The organism is Coleofasciculus sp. FACHB-1120, from assembly GCF_014698845.1.
Taxonomy (GTDB): Bacteria; Cyanobacteriota; Cyanobacteriia; order Cyanobacteriales; family FACHB-T130; genus FACHB-T130.
This window is the reverse complement of record NZ_JACJTV010000013.1, coordinates 1-20,437: the sequence shown is the minus strand read 5'-3', so window position 1 is coordinate 20,437 and position 20,437 is coordinate 1. Positions and strand designations below refer to the sequence as shown.

Annotated in this window: 15 protein-coding genes and 1 pseudogene; 13 read left to right on the top strand and 3 right to left on the bottom strand. The window is 48.1% G+C overall.

Annotated elements, in window-relative coordinates; genetic code table 11:
- Window positions 1-41: 41 nt before the first annotated feature.
- The gene (locus H6H02_RS13920) at window positions 42-1,637 is read right to left on the bottom strand and encodes an NAD(P)H-hydrate dehydratase (RefSeq protein ID WP_190818645.1); all 1,596 of its coding nucleotides are present in this window, start codon (window positions 1,635-1,637) and stop codon (window positions 42-44) included.
- A gap of 160 nt (window positions 1,638-1,797) precedes the next feature.
- On the bottom strand, window positions 1,798-1,980 hold the full coding sequence (locus H6H02_RS13915; RefSeq protein ID WP_190818643.1) for a hypothetical protein: 183 nt from the start codon (window positions 1,978-1,980) through the stop codon (window positions 1,798-1,800).
- 120 nt (window positions 1,981-2,100) lie between these two features.
- Between H6H02_RS13915 and H6H02_RS13910 the strand changes: the two genes are divergently transcribed.
- The 7 genes from H6H02_RS13910 to H6H02_RS13880 all read left to right on the top strand — a co-directional run bounded on the left by H6H02_RS13910 (window position 2,101) and on the right by H6H02_RS13880 (window position 11,143).
- The gene (locus H6H02_RS13910) at window positions 2,101-2,523 is read left to right on the top strand and encodes a hypothetical protein (protein ID WP_190818641.1); all 423 of its coding nucleotides are present in this window, start codon (window positions 2,101-2,103) and stop codon (window positions 2,521-2,523) included.
- A gap of 341 nt (window positions 2,524-2,864) precedes the next feature.
- Window positions 2,865-3,920, top strand: a complete 1,056-nt coding sequence (gene mnmA / locus H6H02_RS13905) for a tRNA 2-thiouridine(34) synthase MnmA (protein ID WP_190818639.1) — start codon at window positions 2,865-2,867, stop codon at window positions 3,918-3,920.
- Between the two features lie 395 nt (window positions 3,921-4,315).
- Complete coding sequence (locus tag H6H02_RS13900; RefSeq protein ID WP_206757281.1) at window positions 4,316-4,915, top strand: hypothetical protein; 600 nt, start codon at window positions 4,316-4,318, stop codon at window positions 4,913-4,915.
- Window positions 4,916-5,048: 133 nt separating this feature from the next.
- On the top strand, window positions 5,049-6,263 hold the full coding sequence (gene sat, locus H6H02_RS13895) for a sulfate adenylyltransferase (protein ID WP_190818635.1): 1,215 nt from the start codon (window positions 5,049-5,051) through the stop codon (window positions 6,261-6,263).
- Between the two features lie 103 nt (window positions 6,264-6,366).
- Window positions 6,367-8,847: a caspase family protein gene (locus H6H02_RS13890; RefSeq protein WP_199329173.1), complete on the top strand. Its 2,481-nt coding sequence runs from the start codon at window positions 6,367-6,369 to the stop codon at window positions 8,845-8,847.
- 298 nt (window positions 8,848-9,145) lie between these two features.
- Window positions 9,146-10,168: a hypothetical protein gene (locus H6H02_RS13885; protein ID WP_190818633.1), complete on the top strand. Its 1,023-nt coding sequence runs from the start codon at window positions 9,146-9,148 to the stop codon at window positions 10,166-10,168.
- Window positions 10,169-10,339: 171 nt separating this feature from the next.
- Entirely contained in the window at window positions 10,340-11,143 is an 804-nt protein-coding gene (locus H6H02_RS13880; RefSeq protein ID WP_190412959.1) for a phytanoyl-CoA dioxygenase family protein, read from the top strand.
- 201 nt (window positions 11,144-11,344) lie between these two features.
- On the opposite strand, the gene chlP is transcribed toward H6H02_RS13880, so the two are convergent.
- On the bottom strand, window positions 11,345-12,565 hold the full coding sequence (gene chlP / locus H6H02_RS13875) for a geranylgeranyl reductase (RefSeq protein ID WP_190818631.1): 1,221 nt from the start codon (window positions 12,563-12,565) through the stop codon (window positions 11,345-11,347).
- 183 nt (window positions 12,566-12,748) lie between these two features.
- Between chlP and yidD the strand changes: the two genes are divergently transcribed.
- The 6 genes and pseudogenes from yidD (at window position 12,749) to H6H02_RS13850 (ending at window position 20,258) form a co-directional block, all read left to right on the top strand.
- Complete coding sequence (gene yidD, locus H6H02_RS13870; protein ID WP_190818629.1) at window positions 12,749-13,249, top strand: membrane protein insertion efficiency factor YidD; 501 nt, start codon at window positions 12,749-12,751, stop codon at window positions 13,247-13,249.
- Window positions 13,250-13,534: 285 nt separating this feature from the next.
- Window positions 13,535-14,551, top strand: a complete 1,017-nt coding sequence (locus H6H02_RS13865) for a TOBE-like domain-containing protein (RefSeq protein WP_190818625.1) — start codon at window positions 13,535-13,537, stop codon at window positions 14,549-14,551.
- Between the two features lie 101 nt (window positions 14,552-14,652).
- Window positions 14,653-16,302 (top strand): ABC transporter substrate-binding protein, encoded by a 1,650-nt coding sequence (locus H6H02_RS13860; protein ID WP_190818623.1) that lies wholly within the window; start codon window positions 14,653-14,655, stop codon window positions 16,300-16,302.
- 150 nt (window positions 16,303-16,452) lie between these two features.
- The gene (locus tag H6H02_RS13855; protein ID WP_190818620.1) at window positions 16,453-17,478 is read left to right on the top strand and encodes an ABC transporter permease; all 1,026 of its coding nucleotides are present in this window, start codon (window positions 16,453-16,455) and stop codon (window positions 17,476-17,478) included.
- A 23-nt stretch (window positions 17,479-17,501) separates the two neighbouring features.
- A pseudogene (locus H6H02_RS27895) lies at window positions 17,502-17,651 on the top strand (DNA adenine methylase); the annotation flags it as partial.
- 261 nt (window positions 17,652-17,912) lie between these two features.
- Entirely contained in the window at window positions 17,913-20,258 is a 2,346-nt protein-coding gene (locus tag H6H02_RS13850; RefSeq protein WP_190818618.1) for a hypothetical protein, read from the top strand.
- The last annotated feature ends 179 nt before the right edge of the window (window positions 20,259-20,437 follow it).

Here is a 20,437-nt window from a genome sequence, read left to right as displayed (position 1 = left end):
CTCAATCAGCCGGATTCAGGGATTTTACAGTGCGATCGCGCTCAACGGGACGATCTACTATGCGATCGCACGACTGCCATCAAATACTGTGTCAAAGTATACGCATCAACTCCTAACTCAGTCCGCTCCTCGGCTGCCAAAATTCCGGCTTGAGCGTGCCACCAAGCCGCACTTTGCACCATCTCTGCGATGGGTAACTCTTGCTGAGATGCCGTTGCGACCAATCCACCCATTAGCCCCGTTAGCACATCTCCACTACCGCCACGGGCTAAAGCGGGAGTGCTTTCGGGAACAATCCATACTGAGCCACCAGGATGGCAGATCGCAGTCCTTGCCCCCTTCAGGAGTACCACTGCCCCACTTTGCTGGGCTGCTTCCCGAACTGCACTTACCCGATCTTTCGTGGTATCGGGTGCATCTGGAAACAAACGCTTAAACTCACCTGTATGAGGGGTGAGAACAGTAGGTGCTTGTCGTTTAGAGAGAGTCGGTATCGGGTTTAATTGGGCGAGGATATTCAAGCCATCAGCGTCTAAAACAATCGGCAAATCGCTTTCTAATACTTTTTCCACGACTGACGTGGCATCTTTTGTCAAACCGGGACCACAAGCGATCGCATTATACGAACTCAAATCAATTTCTTCTGGCAAAGATGCGATCGCACCTGTCTCCGTTTCTGGACAACCGATAATCAGTGCTTCCGGCAACTGAGCTACCAGCAAAGGTTTCAGCGATTCTGGCACTGCAATTGAGAGCATCCCGACGCCACTGGATCTGGCTCCCAAACCGGATAAAATTGCCCCTCCCGCATACTTGCGAGAACCGCAAATCAACAGCAAATGTCCTTGTTTGTACTTGTGAGTTACTGCGGGGCGAGGAATGGGAAGATGCGCGATCGCAACTGCTGATGTCACCTGCTGAATATTGGGCGTCTCACCCAGTACCGCCGAGATATCCGCCACCGGGATATCAAAATCAATCAGTTCCGCTTTTCCGACAGATTCTAAGGCTCGATCTTGCAGAAACGCCAATTTCCACAAGCCTAAGCAAAACGTGTGAGTTGCACGAACCGCCGTTCCCAGAACTTCCCCAGTATCGGTGTGCAAACCAGAAGGCAAATCGATACTAATGACGGGCTTAGACCACTGATTTAGTTGATGAATCGCAGAAAATATGGGTTCTGCGATCGCTCTTTCCAGCCCAAACCCAAATAAACCATCAATAATTAGATCGCACCCTTGCAACGGCTCAATCTGCTCAACACAGGGAATTCCCAGACTCTCAACATACTGGGCGTGTTGCGAAGTTAATTCTTTCAACTTGGCAATCGGACGATAGACAACAACTTCATAACCCTGAAAATGCAACTCACGGGCGACCACCAACCCATCGCCCCCATTGTGACCCGGCCCCACCAAAACGCCTACACGCAGTACATTCTTACCTCTTCCCGTCAATGAGGGGAATGAGGGGGGTAAACAAGGATAAAGCGCTTGAACTCGACTAGCAATCAGACCCCCCACCTTTTCCATCAAAGCCGCCACTGGCATTCCAGCCGCAAATACGCGCCCTTCAATCTCGCGCATCTGCTGGGCAGTCACCACCATTTGCTGAATCTTTTCCTGCCTCTGTTGCATCTGTACCAATTTCAGTGCTGATTCCTGTGAGTTCTAAGTTTGAGCGGGAAGATACCAAAAATCCCAGATAAACAGGTACATAATACCGAATTGCGGGCTTTAAAGCAGGGGCGATGCAGGTAAGCGAGGAACCACATTAGTGGTGTAGGGAGTCTGGCTGCTACTGGAGTAGGATGCGCGAATAACAACCTCCACCCAGTCGCAACGGGACGATTGGCACAGTTGTCAGTTGTCGCGATCGCTTCAATTGGGAGAATCGTCGGGTTAGCAATTGGGGTAATTTTATAAGTTCGTTTTCTTTAATTTTCCAGTAGATTGTAATTCCCTCAAATACCCATCTCACTCTTTAGTGAGAATTTTAACTAAATCAACCTCGTTCTTTGGAAAGGCGACTTATCGGAAACAAGTTTCGTATCGTTCACTACAGACATTCCAAACAAGTCTAATTCGAGGTTATTAAAGAATGCAGAACAAGCAAACACGGCTAGCTTCATTACTAAGTGCGGGTATCCTAATCTTAGGTATTCCGGCAGTTGCTCTAGCTCAGCAAACCCCGCCGGTACAGCAAACAGGGCAGGCTACCGTTGGCAACTTGATCGCAGCGCTCAATAACATCAGCGTTCAGGTAAACAATCTTCAGGCACTCAATGACCTAACTGTAGAAGATGTTCGCGTCGTCAATGTCGAAGGTATTCTCAACAATAATAACGTCGAGGCATTGAACAACGCGCTCAACAGGAACAACGTAGAGATCCTCAATCTGCGGAATGTTCTCAACAACAATGAGGTCATTAAGAACGCCCTCAACAACAACAATGTAGCGGTTAATGATGTTGTTGCTATCGATGTCCTCAGCGGTGGCGATGTAGTCGTCTTCTCTCAGTAATAAGCACTTAATTTCTACCTTGCTGTTCAAGTTAGTGGGTCTGTCTGACTGACAAATCTTTCCGTGTAGAGAAGTTTCACCAGGGTGTAACCCAACAGCAGCAGGCGTTCTGCCCTACTTACCCTCCTTTGAAGGCTAAATAAAGCCCTAGTGCATGAACGTGCCTAGGTTCCTGCTTAACCTTCTCTAGGGCTTATTAAGGGTTTCAAGAGTTTTGTTCAGTCAAATAAGATAGTGGGTTCCTCTTGAAAAGGGACTCACTATTTTAGCGTCTAGGTGTTAGCTTAGAAAAGCAAGTAATGTTTGAGTAATCTTTCAGTCTGTAAATCAGTTTTCCGTCCATGAATAAAGTCGTCGTCGGCCTCTCCGGTGGAGTTGATAGTTCCGTCGCAGCCGCTACCCTCCACCATCAAGGATATGAAGTTGTTGGTCTTACCCTCTGGCTAATGAAGGGTAAAGGTCAATGCTGTTCTGAGGGAATGGTCGATGCGGCTTCTCTTTGCGAACAGTTGGGCATTCCCCATCACATTGTTGATAGTCGGGATGTTTTTCAGGCAAATATTGTCGATTACCTGGTTGCGGGATACGAATCGGGGATTACTCCGTTACCTTGTTCTCAGTGCAATAAGGCGGTGAAATTTGGCCCGATGCTGCGCTATGCCTCTGAAGAATTGGGGATTGATAAAATTGCCACGGGTCATTATGCGCGGATCGGGTATGACGCAGAAACAGGACGTTATCAGCTGCGTCGGGCTGTAGATTTATCTAAGGATCAGTCGTACTTTTTGTACGATTTAAGCCAAGAAATGCTAGCGGGATCGATGTTTCCGTTGGGAGAACTGCACAAGACAGAAACTCGGCGCATCGCCGCAGAATTCGGCTTAAAAACCGCTGATAAGCCAGAAAGTATGGATTTGTGTTTGGTTGAATCCCACGGTTCCATGCAAACGTTTCTAGACAAGTACATTTCTCAGCAAACGGGTGACATTGTTGACCAGTCCGGGAAGGTGTTGGGTCAGCATACGGGTATCCATCACTACACCATTGGACAGCGGAAGGGAATTGGTGTTGCGGCGGCGGAACCGCTGTATGTGGTGGCGTTGGATGCGGTACGGAATCGAGTGATTGTAGGCGATCGCGCTAGCACCCACAAGCCTGAATGCACCGTATCGCGGTTAAATTGGGTTTCTATCCCAGAACCCACCAGTCCCATCCGCGCCGAAGTGCAAGTCCGCTATCGTTCAAAGGCAGTACCAGTCAGCGTAATTCCTCTCGAAGATTCGCGAATCAAGCTTGTCTTCGATGAACCCCAGTTCGGGATTACCCCTGGACAAGCTGCGGTTTTGTACGATGGAGATATCGTACTCGGCGGCGGCATCATCGACAGGTTTGAGTAATTAAGAAATCAAAGGAGCGCTAAGATACGCAAAGCGAATTATACTTAGCGTACTCCACAAGAAATAGACAATTTATTTAGAGGCAAAGGTAAAATATTTTGCCTCTTTTTTTGTTGCTATTCAATCAGATAAAGAGGTGTTTTTCTTTGGAAAAATGTAAATCAAACTCGGAGGATTTTCTGGCTTAAAAATAAATAAGTGAATCCATTTCTCTATTCTAAAATTATTCAATTAGCTCCAAAAATTTATCTGGCGCGTCTCTTTCAGTCGCGGAAGAGAAGATAATTATATTATCCTATCCGTGAAATGCCGTAATATTATATGTTTCCTGTATCCACTCTTGAAAACGGTTAAATTCAAGTTTCTGCCCTGTTCTAGGTAAAGCGAGATACTGTATGTCACCTATATTCCCTTCAAAAATGCCTATCCATGAGCTTTTGGAAAGAATAAAACCTAGACCTGGTATGTACTTGGGAAAGAAGTCTATTACCTTATTAAAGGCATTTATTTCTGGGTACTATTTTGCTATACAAACCAATAATATTGCTGTTCCAGAAGAAATCCCTCCCTTTGGACAATTCCATGATTGGATTGCTAGATATTGCAAGTGGGAAGCATCAACAGCAGGATGGTGCAACATTATTCTGCAAGAAGTTGGAGACGAAGCCAAAGCTCTAGATGTTTTCTTTGAGCTACTTGAATTATTCAAACAACGATTGCCCATCTTAAAGCGTCGTGTGTTTCTAAGTTCGCAGCATACATCTATCAGAGTCGTGCGTCGGTATCGCTATGTAAATGGGGGAAAAATAGAGCTATCCCCACCTCAAGAAATTAGAATTGTGCAATACACAACTGACTCTGGTTTCTATCTCTTCCAAATATCGCAGGAGCGGGGAGCTTCCGAAGAAGGTTACTTTGAAACAGAGGAGTTAGCTATGGAACAAGTCTATAAAGAGTTTCAAGTTACCTTGGATGAATGGGAAGCGATCGCATAATGAGCACAAACACGTTAGTTGAAAAGTCGATCCTCTTTAACCCCAAGAGAAGGGAACTGGGAGGTTAGGTTTTTCACCGTCCGGTTCTATATATTGGTACGATAATTTTTGCAGCTAAAATTAACAATTCGATATGAGTCAGCGTCCAGACGGCATAGCACCTCACGGCGGTCAGCTAATTAATCGCATCGCTACACCAGAACAACGACAAGTATTTCTCGATAAAGCCGACTTTCTCCCCAGAGTGCAACTCGACGAACGGGCGACATCGGATTTAGAACTGATTGCCATTGGTGGATTTAGCCCGCTGACTGGCTTTATGGAACAGGCAGACTACGATCGAGTAGTTACTGAAATGCGGCTTGCCAATGGGCTACCGTGGGCAATTCCTGTGACGCTTTCGGTGGATGAGTCGGTTGCGGCGAATCTAAAAGAAGGCAGTTTGGTGCGTCTGGATGACCCGACGGGTAGATTTGTCGGTGTCATGGAACTCACACAAAAGTATCGCTACGATAAAACCCGCGAGGCGGTGAATGTTTATCGCACTGAGGATGAAAAACACCCAGGCGTTAAGGTTGTCTACAAGCAAGGGGAAATTAATCTCGCGGGTTCAGTTTGGCTGTTGCAACGCGACTCTCATTCTTTATTCCCTAATTACCAGATCGATCCCGCTCAATCTCGCGCCATGTTCAAAGAAAGGGGATGGAAAACGATTGTCGGCTTCCAGACTCGCAACCCCATCCACCGGGCGCATGAATATATCCAAAAGTGCGCTTTAGAAACCGTAGATGGCTTGTTCTTGCATCCCTTAGTAGGAGTCACCAAAGATGATGACATCTCGGCAGAGATTCGGATGCGCTGCTACGAGATTATGCTGGAACACTACTACCCCCAAGACCGGGTAATTTTGGCAATTAATCCCGCCGCGATGCGCTACGCTGGCCCTAGAGAGGCAATTTTCCATGCCCTGCTTCGCAAGAATTACGGCTGTACGCACTTCATCGTTGGGCGCGATCATGCGGGTGTCGGCGATTATTATGGAACTTACGATGCTCAGCACATTTTTGATGAGTTTGAGCCGGGTGAATTGGGCATCATGCCGATGAAGTTTGAACACGCCTTCTACTGCACGCGCACGCAGACAATGGCGACGACGAAGACCAGTCCCAGCAATCCCTCTGAACGCATTCACCTATCGGGAACGAAGGTGCGAGAAATGCTACGTCGGGGTGAATTGCCACCACCAGAGTTTTCTCGCCCAGAAGTTGCGGCAGAATTGGCAAGGGCGATGCAGGTGCCAGAGGAAGCAAGCAAATTTAAGATTGCAAGTTTCAAATTTGAAATTTGAGAGGGGAGGCAACTTAAATTTGAAAATTTGCCATTCTTGACTATTCTCTAAAGCCTAGCCCCTGATAGGCTGATCGAGTAATGGCTAATGGCTAATGGCTGATATGGGATTGAATCGGCGAAGTTTTCTGCAACGGGCAGGGTTGGCGCTAGCGGCGCTGGGCGTGAGCGAAACGGCCCTATCTCTACTGGGAGATCAAAGCTTTGCGGTGCCTCTGCTAGATCGCTATTATCAGGCGCTGGCACAACCGAGTGGGCGGAAGTTGGCGCTACTGGTAGGAATTAATCAGTACCCTCGTGGGACAGAGACGCGATCGCTTCCGTCTCTACAAGGTTGTGTCACAGATGTGGAACTACAACGGGAACTGTTGATTCATCGCTTTGGTTTTCACCCTAGCGATATTCTGACGCTGACAGATAGCCAAGCAACGCGGCAGAATATTGAAACTGCTTTTCTGGAGCATCTCACAGAGCAGGCAGCGGCGGGGGATGTTGTTTTGTTCCACTTCAGCGGCTGCGGTAGCCGTGTCAGAACTAGGACTGAGGAGAATGGACTCAGAACTGAGTTAGGTGCTGATGAATCCTCACTCAGTCCTCAGTCCACCCTTCCGGAAGGCGAAAGCGTTGCGGCTGCACCGCTAGCGCCTACAGCCTTGAACACTCAAATCAACACTCAAAACAGTTTAGTGCCAGTAGATGGAGTGCTGCCGACGAAAGGGGCACCGGCGAATGATTTGTTGGAAGAGACACTGCTGTTGCTGTTGCGATCGCTTCCCACAGACCAAGTCACAACAGTACTGGATACCAGCTATACTGACGCCGATACAGTCCTCCAAGGGAACTTGCGGATTCGTTCTGCCTTACAATCGCTAGCAGAGCAAGCGAGCGACCAGGAACTCGCTTTTCAGGAACAACTCCTGCGGCGTCTCAAATCTTCGCGGGAACAGCTCAAGAAGCAGCACCAACCCGGTCAAATGCCAGGAATCGTGCTGGCAGCGGCTGGTCCCAGTCAACTTGCGGCAGAGGCTTCTTGGGGCGGTTTCAGCGCTGGACTGTTCACCTATGCCCTGACGCAACATCTCTGGCAGGCGACTCCTCCCACTACGGTTCAAGTCAGTTTCAGTCGAGCAGCTGGGGTCGTCGAGCAGCTGGCGGGGAAAGAGCAACAACCCCAGTTAAGCGGTCAAAAAAGTAACCAGCCTTCCTTGTTACCCTATCAGCCGGAAATTAGCATCGGTGCGGATGGCGTCGTTACAGCGGTGGAAGAAGGCGGTAAAACGGTACATCTGTGGCTAGCAGGATTACCTGCACCCGTTTTGGAATACTACGGAGTGAATTCTCAGCTGAGTGCTTCCCTACCTATGCCGGAAGCTCAGACGCCAGACAGCAACGCGACAGGTGAAGTATCCTCAGTTCCGACTCAACTGCAACTACACATTCGTTCCAAAGAGGGCCTCACCGCCAAGGCGCGAGTTGTCGGCATCGCAGACACTTCTAGCCTCTCTAGCCTCCAAGTGGGGCAACTGGTTCACGAATCTGTCCGGGTGTTGCCTAAAAATATAGGCTTGACGATTGCCTTAGACGCCGGACTAGAGCGAATTGAACGCGTGGATGCCACCAGTGCTTTTGCCAGCGTTCGCTCTGTCTCATCCGTGGTGACGGCAGGAGAGCAACCCGCCGATTATTTGTTTGGCAAGGCGCAGACATCCGATTATCTAGGAGGATATGGGCTGTTTTCTCTGGGTCGGGATTTGATTCCCAATACCGTTGGGGAATCGGGTGAGGCGGTGAAGGCGGCTGTGAATCGGTTAGTGCCCAAACTGAGGACGTTGCTGACAGCGAAATTATTGCGTTTGACGGTCAATGAAGGGTCTTCCCGGTTGGGAGTGGGGGCAACGTTGGAGATGATTTATCCCAGCCAAAAGGTGTTGCTAAAACGAGAAACGCTGCGGATGACAGGGAACGCCGTTGTAGATTCTAATCCCAGAAACGAGTCATCGCGTCTTGTCAACTCAAAAATTCCTTCCGAGGGAGGTATCCCCACCATCCCCATCGGTAGCCGCATCCAGTACCGAGTCCAAAATTATAGCGATCGCCCGATTTATTTGATGCTTATCGGCGTTGATAGCGGCGGCGCTGGTGTTGCTCTCTATCCGCTACAATTTCCCCAAATCGGGGACGGCTCGGATGCGAAACCAACGATCAAAGAGCTGGTCGTCGAGGCGGGTGCTACCCTGATCGTGCCACAACCTGCTGACTCTTTTGAATTGACGATTCGCGGTTCTAGCGGGTTAGAAGAAACTCTTCTAATTTGCTCCTCGGCACCCTTTACCCAGACTATGGCGACTGTGGCATCAATTCGCGGGTCGAAGGGAGAGGGAGTAGGCGAGTTGTTTAAGCCGCTGAGTGTGGCGCAGGCGGTGCTGCAAGACTTGCATCAGGCGAGTACGTTAGCGATGCGGCATGAAGGGGAGGGGGAAGCGATCGCTTCAGTCCCTTCGGAAACGATTCCTATCTCTTCTGACTCCTACGCCCTAGATGTGCGAAGCTGGGCAACACTCAGCTTTATTTATCAGGTGGTTTAAAAGCGATCGTCCTACCTTTACATTTCAGATGTGGCGATGGGTTGGGACTGGGAAGGGAATTAGAGTTTTGAGTTGTCGAGACGCGATTTATCGCGTCTGAGTTTTGAGTGAGAAGAGCGTTCTTTAATTCAAAATTCAAACCCCTGGCATTGAGCGAAGCCAAGGGTTATAACTCAAAAAGTCTTTACCCATTCCCCATTTCCAACCCTCTGCGACTAATCTGCAATTTAAATGCAGATTGGCTGATAGTTTTGGCTCGGATTGGGAATACTAAGACTGAAAGCTAACAGGATGAAAAATGAAAATTCCCAATCTGGTTGCGATCGCAAAGCTTGCGCTTCCTGCACTGGCGCTTTCTTCCCTGCTAGTATCTGCCGTTGCTACCACTGCCCAACCCCAGCCTAATTCATCTCCAACCCTGTCAAATCAAGAACGAGAGGAACTAGAACGACTGCGGCAAGAGAAAGAAATACGCGATCGCGTCCAAGCTGAAGTTGACCGCGCCTTTAGCCGCATCACCACGCTGCTGAATACTTTGGTACTGGTTCTGACGCTGTTTCCGATTGCGATCGCTGTTAGTGTGGTTCTGCTTCATCGCAGTATGACAAATCAAATAATTTCAGATGCTCAGAAGGGATTCGCGCACCTACAAGAACAACTTACTAGACAAATAGAAGAGACAGTCAAGGCTAACTTAAAATTAGAACAATCTGCTTTACCGCAAGAAGCTAATCTTTTTGAAACGGATACTTTAAGCCAATTAAATACAACTTTATCTCAAGCTCAGATTATATTAGAAAACCTAAAAGAACAGAAACAAAGTGTACAACAAGAAATTGCAAAATTCAGTTATGCACAAGCTGTTAAAATTCCGACCGTTATAGATAGAGAAATTGAAAGCTCTAACTTTGAGCATTCTTATCAAAATCATGAACTGGTTTCCGATACCCTATCGGAGCCTATAGCTCAAACAAACGATGCAGTGTCTGAGCAAAGAGTGGCAGAAACAGAATCTGTCAATCAAAATCTTGATTTAAACGCCAACGATTACTTGATTTTAGGTAATTCTTGCTTCTCTGAAGGTCGATATTTAGAGGCAAATCAATCTTATAACTTAGCGGTTAAAATTGAACCAAACTTTTCGGAAGCTCGATATAACAATGCTCGCTGCTATGCAATGCAATACCGCCTTAATCTAGCAGTCGGAAACCTACAATGGGCAATTGATATTGAGCCTAGGTATAAAGAAATCGCTAAAAATGACGAGGCTTTTAGCGCAATTCGAGGAGAAGAGTTATTTAAGCAACTATTGGATGAATAGTTTTATCTAAACTCTCTTTATAGGTTTATTTATTAAGTATTAAAATTTACAAGAAAACGCTTTATTCTTAGAGATGAGGGTTTTAAAACGCCTAATTGTTGGATTATTAATTATCATAAATAAAACTTTAAACTACAGCCATTCGCTATACTCAATCGCTAAAATCAAAAGATGATGACAAAGCGCTATAACCACCAACAAATCGAATCGTTCGCCCAAGCGGTTCTGAACGATGGCTATTGTGTGTTGCCCAATCACTTTTCCCCGGTAACACTTAATTCTTGGCGTGAAGCTTTCACGCCTTTGCTAGAAGATCACATTGTCCGCGAAGGCAAGCTTCGCAATCGCGGTTCAGCCCGCTATTATGTAACCCTTCCTTTCACTGCTCCTTTTGCCGATCCTAGTATTTACGAAGATGACGATATTCTGGCACTTGTAGAGTTGTTAGTAGGCAAAGATGCAGTGATGTGCCAACTAGCAACTGACACACCTTTGCTGGGGTCTGAATATCAAGACGTGCATCGAGATGCGCCGCCACTTTTCCCCGAAATGGGTACAGAAACGCCGCCATTCCAGTTAGCTGTCAACTTTCCACTCGTAGATATCACTCTGGAAAACGGGCCAATGGAGATTACGCGCAGTACGCACATGATTTCCAAAGAGGAAGGACTGCGCCGCATGGAGTCTGGAGAAGCCAAGTTAGAACCTGTCACAATGCAACTGGGTGATGTGATGATCCGGGATGTTCGGGGTCTGCACCGGGGCACTCCTAACTACACAGAAACACCGCGTCCGATGGTTGTAATTGGCTATAGTCGCCGCTGGATGTTTCGTCCTGAGGTGTCGATTAATATTCCGCGTGCAACCCTAGATACACTCTCCGAACGCGCCCGTCACTTGTTGCGTTTTAATCCGATTGTGGAATCCGTAAACGATAAATCCGAGGTTGAGGTTTATCAATCGTTCGCTTACTAAGCTTAATTGTGGCTGTTCTCAGTTCAAGTAGCGGTCGGTCTTCTTCTCTCGTCAATAAAAACTCTCAGAGGAGCGCTATCTGAATATTACGAGGATAAAAAAACCAGCGTTGGATTCTTAAGATCCAACGCTGGCTGAAAAACCATTTGTTAATGTTCTAGGTTTTTTTGCTTTTCAAATTCTGCTTACCGATAGAAACCACTAAGGAGCTAGCGCGTTACCCCGTAACAAGCTACCAATCGTTTTGGCAGTAATTTTCATCTGAATCAAGGGATTTGCCGGAACGACTGTTTTGTACAGGTAGCTATCGAAGGTAAGCTTCTGCACGTCTTTGTCGGCGCACATTTCCACAAACGCTTCGCGAGTGGCATCAGAGCGATAGAAGACGGTTTGCAGAATGTCCAGCACCTTGTAGGTGATGCCGTATTTCTTATCCCAACGCTTCAGGTACAGCTTCAGGTCGGCTTCTGTAGGGATGCGGGTACCACCGTTGGAAGTTTCAACAATGGTTTCTGCACACATCCGCGCCGACTTGGCGGCAAAGTAAATTCCCTCTCCAGAAGACTTCGTAACCGTTCCGGCGGCGTCTCCCACGAGAGCAACGCGACCGACAACGCGGCGGGGTCTGGGATGCTCTGGAATCGGGTGAGCTTCTACTTTGATGATTTCGCCGCCTGCGAGTTTTCTAGCGGCACGCTTGCGGATGCCTGCTTGCAGATTTTTGATGTCGGCTTTGTTCACCTTCATGGTGCCAGTGCCGACAGCGACGTGGTCGTATTTGGGGAATACCCAGGCGTAGAAGTCGGTAGAAACATCGTTCCCGACGTACATTTCTGCCAGGTCGTTGTAGTAAGCCATTTTATCTTCTGGCAGGCGAATGCGCTCTTGGAAGGCGATCGCATAATTGTAATCCCCGGCGTCAATTGCCTTTGCAACGCGGGAATTCGCCCCATCGGCCCCAATCACTAGATCGACTTTCAGGGTTTTCATTTCCCCTTCAGCGCTACCGTTCGAGTGATCGGCGTAGTGCAAGGTGTAAGGGTCAGCATTGCCCGTGGGAATATCGAGTTTATAAACAGTGCCGTTAATTAAATTTGCACCTAATTTAGCTGCGCGATCGCGTAGGTATCCATCCAATACCTCGCGGCGACACATACCGATATATTCATGTTCTTTTTCAATGTTGATATCCACCTCAACGTTGGAAGGTGAGATCATCTTCATTTTTCTGACCCGCCGGTCAATAATCTCAGGCGGTAGGTCAAACTCGCTCACCATGCATAGCGGAATTGCCCCGCCACAAGGCTTGGCGTTATCTAGCTTGCGCTCAAACAAGTAAGTCTCAATTCCAGCTTTTGCTAGCGTTTCGGCAGCAGAGGAACCCGCCGGACCCGATCCCACAACAGCAACCCGTAGTACCAAAGCTATTCTCCCGATTCTCTTACGGCTACAAGGTGAGATGGTATCACGGACTTTTCGGTTGTCCCAGCAGGATCGTGCAGGTTGTGACTGAATTGCAACAGAGCTTAACACATTGAAAACTAAATCGCGGTTCCTGGGGTTGTAGCTACTCCCAATCACTTCAGAGATTTTTGCTCCAATTCTATGAATGCTCCTTCCCTCGATTCTGCAATTCGGCAAATGGCGATCGCTTCTATCGGCGGCTATCAGAGGCACATTTCACCCCGCAAAGGGTTTTCTTGCGCTCATCGATTGCTTTACAAGGGGGAATCTTGCTCTCAGTACGCCAAGCGCATGATTGCACAACAGGGTTTGGTGGGGGCGATCGCAACGGTGCGCCAACGATTTCGAGCTTGTAAAATCGCAAACCAAATTTTGCAAGCCAGGTATAGCAGTCAAGCTGATAGCGATCGCACCAACCGCGATCGCAGAAATAGAAACTGGGGCAGCAACTGTAGTAATTGTAATGATTATGGTGCTCTAGATTGTGTATCAGGTGTCTCAGAGCTGAGTTGTGAAGCACTAGATTGTTTCTCTGAAATGGATTGTGCTTCCTTAGATTGTGGAGCCGCAGATTGTGTTTCTTTAGATTGCGGTTCTGGGATGGATTGCGGAGCCGGAGATTGCGGGAGTTGCGGAGGCTAGAACATTCATCTCGTCACCCTCCCGACTTCAACTTAATTTAAGAATGCATTATAAAAATGCTGCGGGGGAGAGCAGGCAGAATATAACTGTCTCATTTTGCCTGCCAGTTTTGTTGACCCACAGGTCTCTAGCAAATCTCAATTAATGCAAATACATTTTAGGTATGGTATATATGTACGTTAATCTCATCGGTAAACCGGAGATTAGTCTATCCTGACTTTGATGGGTCAATGAAAACCCAGATAGGATAGCTAAAAAAATATTCTTGTCTAGGGGTCGAAAGTAGTGGGCATTGTTGTTGAAAACGTCTCCAAGCAGTTCGGCAGTTTTCAAGCCGTTGACGAAGTCAACTTAGAAATTCAATCAGGCTCTCTGGTAGCACTCTTAGGGCCTTCGGGGTCTGGTAAATCTACACTGCTGCGACTGATAGCCGGTCTGGAAAAGCCAGATAGCGGCAAAATCTGGCTGACTGGTCAAGATGCCACCCATCAAAGTGTTCAAGACCGCAACATCGGGTTTGTATTCCAGCACTATGCCCTGTTTAAGCATCTCACCGTCCGCAAAAATATTGCTTTTGGCTTGGAGATCCAAAAAACTCCCAAAGGCAAAGTAAAGGCGCGGGTGGAAGAATTGCTGGAGTTAGTGCAACTGAGCGGACTAGGCGATCGCTACCCTTCCCAACTCTCCGGCGGTCAGCGGCAACGAGTTGCCTTAGCCAGAGCGCTAGCCGTTCAACCCCAAGTATTACTGCTAGATGAACCCTTTGGAGCCTTAGACGCCAAAGTTCGGAAAGATTTGCGGGCTTGGTTGCGACGCCTGCACGATGAAGTCCACGTCACCACCGTGTTCGTCACCCACGACCAAGAAGAAGCGATGGAAGTTTCCGATGAAATTGTGGTGATGAACAAAGGCAGAGTCGAACAAATCGGCACACCCGCTCAGATTTACGATCACCCAACGACACCGTTTGTCATGAGTTTCATTGGCCCAGTGAATGTGTTGCCCAGCACTTCCCGCATTTTCGAGGCAAACGGGTTTGATTCGACCCAAGCTGAGATTTTCCTGCGTCCCCATGATGTTGTCGTAGACACGAACCCCAACGGCAGCTCCGTACCGGCAAGGGTGAACCGCTTAATTCATCTCGGCTGGGAAATTCAGGCGGAATTAATCTTAGACGATGGTCAGGTCGTCACGGCACATATCACGCGAGAGCGCTTCGACCAGTTAGAGTTGGAGCCACAACAGCGAGTATTCGTCAAACCCAAGGATGCAAAATCTTTCCCGCTGTATTTTTCGATCTAGCACTTTTTCGATCTAGCACTTCCAGGGTCAACACTCAGCTTTCAGCTTAATCGGCTTTAATGAGATATCTAAGTCGATTTGAAAGAGCGCATAGTTAATTTATGAAGTGGGGACGCCTGTCTATTCATCGGTGGCGGTTCATCGGACAATTCTTTTGTCTGTTTTGTCTTTGTTGTTTTCTCGCGATCAGCTGTGGGAAGCGACCGGCGTCTGATTCTGCAACTTCTCCCAGTCCTGGTGGTGCCAATTCGGGTCGGATTACCATCGGCACTACCCAGAAGCCACGGACGATGGACCCGGCAGATAATTACGAGCTAGCAGCTGCCTACTTGCTCTATAACATGAGCGATCGCCTGTATACCTACGAATTGGGAAGCACCCAACTCAAGCCGCAACTGGCGACGGCAATGCCGAAAGTGAGTCCAGATGGGTTAACTTACACCATTCCTGTGCGTCAGGGCGTCGTCTTCCACGATGGCACTCCTTTTAACGCCAAAGCGATGGAATTTTCCCTGCAACGCTTTATCGAAAACAAAGGGAAGCCATCGTTTCTTCTCGGCGATACGGTGGACTCCGTGAAGGCGACCGGAGACAACGAGTTAACCATCAAGCTGAAAAAGCCGTTTGCCGCCTTTCCCGCCCTACTGGCATTTTCTGGTGCCGCTGCGGTTTCACCCAAAGCTTATGAAATTGGCACCGGGAAATTTAAACCGAACACATTTGTGGGAACTGGCCCTTACAAGTTGGCTCAGTTTAGCAGCGAGTCGCAGCGATTGGATGTTTTTGACCAATACTGGGGCGAGAAACCAGTAAATAAAGGAATTGACGTGCAAGTGCTGAGTAATTCAGCCAACTTGTTTAACGCATTTCGCACGGGAGGCGTGGATGTCGCCTACCTATCCCTCGATCCCGACCAGATTGCCAGCTTGAAAGATGGGGCGACCAAAGGGAGCTGGCAAGCGATTGAGTCTCAGGGGAGTGCTGCTAGCTTTATGGTGCTCAATACCAAGAGTAAGCCGCTCGATAACCCAGTCGTGCGTGGAGCGATCGCATCCATCGTCAACCGACCTTTAGTGAATGAGCGATCGCTCAAAAATCAAGCTGAACCCCTCTACAGCATGGTGCCCACTACCTTTGATGTCTACAAGCCAGTATTTAAAGACCAATACGGGGATGGCAATACCGACAAAGCAAAACAACTGTTGCAGCAAGCTGGATATTCTCCTACCAATCCTTTGAAGCTACAAATTTGGTATCCTTCGACTTCACCGACTCGCCGACTTGCTGCCAGTACCCTCAAAGCAGTGGCAGATCAAGAACTGGGAGGAATGCTGCAATTTGAAGTCAACACCGTAGACTCCGCCACCTTCTTTAAAAGTGTCCCCCAAGGTCTTTATCAGACCGTCTTACTGGATTGGTATCCAGACTTTCTCGACCCTGACAACTACGTTCAGCCCTTTCTGGAGTGTCCGAAAGGATCGGCGGCAAACGGCTGTGAAGACGGCGCAAGCCAAAATCAGGGGTCATTTTATTACAGCGATCGCATGAACCAGCTGATTTCCCAAGAACGAAAAGAGCAAAACCCCGAAGCTCGCAAGAAGATTTTTGCGGATATTCAAGACCTACTCGCGAAAGACGTTCCTTACGTTCCTCTGTGGCAAAGTAAAGACTTCGCCTTTGCCCAAAAAGGTGTCAGCGGTCTCCGCATTAATCCCACCCAGGATTTCGCCTTCTGGACAATTAAAAAGTAGCGATCGCTTAGTTTTACAATTCCCTTTTAAACGCAGAGGAACACAAAGGGAAGCACTTGCATTACGCAGAGTTAAACCTCTGCGTTAGCGAAGCGGCGCGACAGCGCTACCTTTGCGTAAACCTCTGCGAACCTTTGCGTTAAAAAAGAAATGTCTCGTTCCAAAGCCCTACAGTATTACATCTTCGTCCGCCTTCTCCTAGCACCCTTGATGCTATTGATCATCATCACCCTAGTGTTTTTGCTCCTCCGTGCCACCCCAGGCGACCCGGTGGATGCGGTTTTAGGCGGTCGCGCCCCAGAAAGCGTCAAAGAGCTATATCGTCAACAGCTGGGGCTATCCGATCCCTTAGCGTCGCAGTACATTCGCTATCTAGGTTCCTTACTCAGCTTGAACTTGGGGACTTCGCTGACCAGTCAGGGTCAAGATGTTTGGAGTGAGATTCAGACATACTTCCCCGCGACAGTAGAATTGGCAGTATTTAGTATGGCGATCGCTTTCCTGGTCGGCGTCGGCGTTGGCATCCTTTCTGCCACCCGCCCTGGCACGGTTTTAGACGCGAGCGGTCGTTTGTTTGGCATCATCACCTACTCACTCCCGATATTCTGGGTAGGGATGATTCTACAGTTGATTTTCTCGGTTCAGCTAGGCTGGTTTCCCCTAGGATCTCGCTTTCCCCTCACTACAGCACCCCCACCTCTCATCACGGGTCTTTACACGATTGATAGTCTCCTCAGCGGTAACTTGGAGCATTTTTTCACCGCATTACATTATCTCGCTCTCCCCAGCTTGACCCTCGGAATCCTCCTCAGTGGGATTTTCGAGCGGATTGTCCGGGTGAACTTGAAGCAAACCCTCAAGGCGGATTATGTAGAAGCTGCTAGAGCCAGAGGTATTCCAGAATCGCGGATTCTCTTTGCCCATGCCCTAAAAAATGCCATGATTCCAGTGATTACCGTCCTGGGGCTGACTTTAGCCGCATTGCTTGGCGGCGCAGTCTTAACAGAAGTTACGTTCTCTTGGCCTGGTTTAGGAAATCGGCTGTATGAAGCAATTTCTTTACGCGATTATCCTACTGTGCAAGGAATCATGGTATTTTTTGCATCGATTGTCGTAGTTGCTAGCATTTTGATTGATATTATCAATGCTTACATCGACCCTCGAATTCGTTACTAAAACCAGCAACTAAGACAAGGAGAATGGCTAAATCAATCACTTTTGGTTGCTATGGCGGTAAATTCAGCTATCCTGATTGGCTCCTCTTGTTGTCGAAAACTCAGCACTATTGTGAACTTTTTGGTAGCTCGGTTGCGGTATTGATCAATCGACAACCTTTACCTTTTGAAACGATTAGGTGAAGTAGCGTTCGGGACTAATTCTGGTGAGGCAGAAGTAAGGGAAGTAGTTGGAAACCCCGTTTCTTAAGCAACCGGATTTCTGATATTCAGCAGAATTTTAGGTTGATTAACGGACAGGAACGGTGTTGAAGAGTGCGGGAACTACGCGATCGCACGGAGAGCCAAATGCCAATTAATGAGATATCCAGCAAATTTCCCGATGAAGTAGAGAAAGGAAGCAGCCAATAATCTATTTAGATTTCCGGCTGCATAATGCGTAGAATTCGGCTGCTTGCTTTAGCTACCATCAGCTTTGTTGCAACTCTAGTAGGCTCCTTCTTTGACCCGGTAACATTCCTGCACCGCATTCTCGCAATAGCGCTCAGCACAGTTTTTACCCTCAATTTGGGTATCAGCAGTCCCCATACCGATGCTTCCTCTGTGGCCATTGCTGCTGACCCGCCTGCCATTCAAACTTCTGTATTCAAGGATACGGTGAATCAATTTGCTTCTGAGTCTCAACAACAGCAAATCCTAGCAAGCCAACCCAGCCCTTTTGAGAAGACCGCCCCGACAAATTACTGTGGTTCTGGCACCATCACCAAACCCACCAGCGGAATCGATACAGACACGAGAGTGTATTCCGTTTTCTATGACTTCAGCCGAGGTCAAGAGTCAGTGAATTCTGCCGCTTGTGGTCGGGAATATTGGATTCCAACCGAGCAAAGCAATCCTTACTACGGACTTGTATTTGTTTATTGGGTGGATGGATACAAAAATCGCGTTTCTGCCACTCGCTATGTGGAAACTAACAACGGGAAACTCATCGTTTGGGATGGTAATTCAGTCAATCCTCTACTGAGAAGAATCTTAACGCGGCAAGATGGTAATCAAGCCCTTTCTCATGCGATCGCGCGGATTCTAAATTGGAGCCAGCTAAGGCGCACTCAGACTGCCTCTACTCTCCCCCAAACTCTGATAAATAACCAGAGCCAAGCTTCTACAGCAGCCCAAACCGCCTCTACTCCTGCCTCCCCAAGCCCTCAAACCAGCAAAACAGCAATTCAAAACTACTGTGGCTCCGGGATGCTAACTCAACTGGGCAAAGGCGTTGATCGGGATGGTCGCCTTTACTACGTTTTCCATCACTTCAATCGAGTTCCAGAGAAAGTGAATCCTGCTGCCTGCGGTCGGGAGTATTGGATTCCAGTTGAACGCAGTAATCCTAACTACGGACTTGTATTTGCTTATTTGGTGGATGGACAAAAAAGTCGCGTTTCTTCAATCCGTTATGTGGAAACCCGAAAACGGCAGTTGATCGTTTGGAATGAGAATGTAGCAAACTCTCAACTCCGGAGCACTACGAGGCGGCGAAACGGAACCCAAGTGATGGTTCAAAACTGGTTCCGGATGGTTCTGAGTCAAAAAAAGCTGATGGGTCAAGGTCAGACCATCTATACTCCTCCGACAACTCCACCAACAACTGCTCAGACCCCCGCGACTTCTCCCCCGATAACCGCGACTCCTCAACCCGTAACCAGCACTCCCCAAACCAGTAATTCATTGCTAATTGGTTTTGGTGGTGGCACGAGCAATGTGGAAGAAACTTGGATGCACAGCCTTGATGTTGCCAAAGAAGTCGGTTTACCCAAACCGAAAGCGACATCGCTTGGAGTAGAGGTGGGATGGCAACCCATCTGGTTTGGTTGTGTCGCTGGTCAGAAAACTTGCGCGACGACAGACCGAATGTTTAAGGAAGGGGTTGTCCCCGTCTTTATCGTTAACTTGATTACTCACGATGCCCAAAGTAAAAAAACTTGGGCTGAAATTGAAGCCAGAAAGAGTTGGTACTTCTCGGAGCTAGATCGCTTCGCAAAAGATGTACTCTCTAAGATGCAAGGGACGGTGTATGTATCGCTGGAACCGGAGCATAATCTGGTAGGAACGCTGCGCGATCCCGTTAATGCGAATTATGGGTGGGATGCCAGTATTCCGCAGAAGTTCGGGCAGTTAATGGCTGAAGCTGCCCAAAGATTACGTACCTCAGCGAATTCAGTTCCAGGACTGAATTTGAAAGTGGGTTTGGCTTTCGGTGACTTCAATGCCTCTCCCACAGGTCTACAAAACTATTTACCCGATTTAAAAGCGGCTGCACCGGGAGTCGATTTCTTTGGGTTTCAAGTCACCCAAGGCCCTTGGCGGAATGAGGGGAACGGATGCAAACGCTTAACCCCCGATCAAGCGAAGCTTTATGATATGCCCGATCGAGTAATCGCGATTGCCCAATTCATCCAAACACAACTGCAAAAGCCGTCTCTGATCGATTACTTTTTCTTGATGGCTGATACTGGCACTGATTGGGACGAGGGAGGCGCGAAGGTTTACCAAGAATTACAACAACGCTCTTTAGAACTGCAAAACGCTGGATTGATTGGCTTGTTGCACTTTACCCTCATTGATACGCCACAATCGGCTCCAAACTCGTACTGGTGTGACGGTGAGAAAAATCGGGGTATTATCAAGCCCGCAGCCCAACTTTCTAATTTCAGTTACAAGCGCCCTCTTCAGCTAAAAAAGATGGGCAAGGCGCTAGGGGATTGGATCAACGCTCAAAGCTAAACGAGTGCATTTCGTCTAGTTATGATACTTTCTGGTGGGGAGAGTAGACCTCTTGCGTGAATGGAAGGAAAATGGGAAAAAGTAGGTTAAGGAGGAAAGCCGCATGACCTACAAACAACTCAAACAACTCACGCCAAGTGCTTTCAAGCGGCGATGCGGAGTGCATCCGGAGATATTTG

Excerpts from the sequence above, each read along its gene's own strand:
- H6H02_RS13860 (WP_190818623.1), top strand. The coding sequence starts at position 14,653 with ATGAAGTGGGGACGCCTGTCTATTCATCGGTGGCGGTTCATCGGACAA.
- yidD (WP_190818629.1), top strand. The coding sequence starts at position 12,749 with ATGAATGCTCCTTCCCTCGATTCTGCAATTCGGCAAATGGCGATCGCT.
- mnmA (WP_190818639.1), top strand. The coding sequence starts at position 2,865 with ATGAATAAAGTCGTCGTCGGCCTCTCCGGTGGAGTTGATAGTTCCGTC.
- H6H02_RS13910 (WP_190818641.1), top strand. The coding sequence starts at position 2,101 with ATGCAGAACAAGCAAACACGGCTAGCTTCATTACTAAGTGCGGGTATC.
- H6H02_RS13920 (WP_190818645.1), bottom strand. The coding sequence starts at position 1,637 with ATGCAACAGAGGCAGGAAAAGATTCAGCAAATGGTGGTGACTGCCCAG.
- H6H02_RS13880 (WP_190412959.1), top strand. The coding sequence starts at position 10,340 with ATGATGACAAAGCGCTATAACCACCAACAAATCGAATCGTTCGCCCAA.
- H6H02_RS13890 (WP_199329173.1), top strand. The coding sequence starts at position 6,367 with ATGGGATTGAATCGGCGAAGTTTTCTGCAACGGGCAGGGTTGGCGCTA.
- H6H02_RS13855 (WP_190818620.1), top strand. The coding sequence starts at position 16,453 with ATGTCTCGTTCCAAAGCCCTACAGTATTACATCTTCGTCCGCCTTCTC.
- H6H02_RS13850 (WP_190818618.1), top strand. The coding sequence starts at position 17,913 with ATGCGTAGAATTCGGCTGCTTGCTTTAGCTACCATCAGCTTTGTTGCA.
- H6H02_RS13885 (WP_190818633.1), top strand. The coding sequence starts at position 9,146 with ATGAAAATTCCCAATCTGGTTGCGATCGCAAAGCTTGCGCTTCCTGCA.
- sat (WP_190818635.1), top strand. The coding sequence starts at position 5,049 with ATGAGTCAGCGTCCAGACGGCATAGCACCTCACGGCGGTCAGCTAATT.
- H6H02_RS13900 (WP_206757281.1), top strand. The coding sequence starts at position 4,316 with ATGTCACCTATATTCCCTTCAAAAATGCCTATCCATGAGCTTTTGGAA.